The sequence below is a fragment of the Microbacterium sp. BF1 genome, from assembly GCF_019279095.1.
Taxonomy (GTDB): Bacteria; Actinomycetota; Actinomycetes; order Actinomycetales; family Microbacteriaceae; genus Microbacterium; species Microbacterium maritypicum.
Map to the genome: position 1 here is coordinate 1 of NZ_JAGYWT010000479.1, position 1,862 is coordinate 1,862.

1 protein-coding gene is annotated in these 1,862 nt (G+C 67.2%); it reads right to left on the reverse strand.

Annotated elements, in window-relative coordinates:
• Positions 1 to 1,568: FAD-dependent monooxygenase (locus tag KZA10_RS13870; RefSeq protein WP_256934865.1), on the reverse strand; the 1,568-nt coding region annotated here is incomplete at its 3' end.
• Positions 1,569 to 1,862: the final 294 nt, after the last annotated feature.

The window sequence follows — 1,862 nt, forward strand, 5'->3', positions numbered from 1 at the left end:
GTCGGATTGTGCACCGGGTCGTGCAAGGTCACGTCTGAGAACGGCACGTTCCCGATCGCCGCATCGAACGAGGCTTCGGGCAGCCGGGTGTCGGCGAACGACTCAGTCCGTACCTCGGCGTGCGGATCGAGGTGCACCACGTTGCCGTCGCCGACCCGCACGACCTCGGCCGACTTGAAACGCTTGCCCAGCGGATATCCCGGGGCGAGGGACTGGTGCGTGTCGGACCCGGTGATCATCGACGAGGTGTACTGCGTCATGAATCCGGACGGGAACTCGGCCGTCGCGAGGTAGTAGGTGGCCAGCTCGTTGGGGTCGCAGATCTCCTCGGGCTTTCGGGCCATCAGGCTCGACCACTCGCGGTCGAAGTCGATCAACTGCTGCGCCACGGGCCGCCGTTCGGCGCCGTACGTGGCCAGCAGGTCTTCGGACGCGCGTCCGGTGAGCACCGAGCCGAGCTTCCAACCGAGGTTGAAGCCGTCCTGCATGGACACGTTCATGCCCTGGCCCGCCTTGGCGCTGTGCGTGTGGCAGGCGTCTCCGGTGAGGAACACGCGCGGCGTCCGCCCCGACCCGTCGATCACGTCGTCGAAGCCGTCGGTGACGCGGTGTCCGACCTCGTACACGCTGTGCCAGGCGACCTCGCGCACGTCGAGCGTGTACGGGTGCAGGATCTCGTTGGCGCGACGGATGATCTCCTCGATGGGCGTCTGCCGCACCCGGTGATCGTCGTCGTCCGCGACCTCGCCGAGGTCGATGTACATGCGCGAGAGGTATCCGCCCTCGCGCGGGATGTGCAGGATGTTGCCCGCCTCAGAGTTGATGGCGCACTTGGTGCGCCAGTCCGGGAAGTCGGTGTTGACGAGCACGTCCATGACGCCCCAGGCGTGCGCGGCCGAGGCGCCCACGTGCGTGCGCCCGATGGCCTGGCGCACACCGCTGCGGGCACCGTCGCACCCCACGACGAACTTGGCGCGGATGATCCTCGCCTCTCCTGCCCGCTCGCCGGCGACGTAGCGGATCCCCACCTCCACGGGGTACTCCCCCGTGTCGTGGCCCGTGAGACCGGTGAACTCGACCCCGTAGTCGGGCACGATCCGTCCGGGGCCGTTCGCCGCGGCCTCGGCGAAGTAGTCCAGCACTCGCGCCTGGTTGACGATCAGGTGCGGGAACTCGCAGATGTCGTAGGCGTAGTCGGACGTGCGGGAGGTGCGGACGATCTCGTCGCGCTTGTCGGGGTTCGGCCCCCAGAAGTTCATCCAGCCGATGTTGTAGGCCTCGGCGATGATCCGCTCGGCGAACCCGAACGCCTGGAACGTCTCGACACTGCGCGGCTGGATGCCATCGGCCTGGCCGAGCGGGAGGCGGCCGTCGCGCTTCTCGATGATGCGCGTGGAGATGCCGGGGTACTGCGCCATCTGGGCCGCGAGGAGCATTCCCGCCGGCCCCGATCCGACGATGAGCACGTCGATCTGGTCGGGAAGGTCGGCGGAGCGCGCGGCGCCGATACCGGCGGCGTCCTGCACGCGCGGGTCAGCGGAGACGTAGCCGTGGTGGTGGAACTGCATCGTCGTCGATTCCTTCCGGACTTCTTCGTCGGGTGTTGCCTGTCGGGTCTTGCATCCTGAACCGCCGTGTTCTATATTCGAACACAGAGTTCTACTATTGAACACAGCCTAAACCTCGCCGTCCGCGATCGCAAGGGAGCGCCCGCATGCCCGAGAACACCGCCGCCTAGTCCTTCTTCCGGCGCAGGATGTCGGCGATCAGGATTCCGGCCCACGAGGCGAGCGGCACACCGAGCGTGATCAGGAAGCTCTGGAACGGACCGAGGAAGTCGGTGGCGAAGAACACCACGAAGA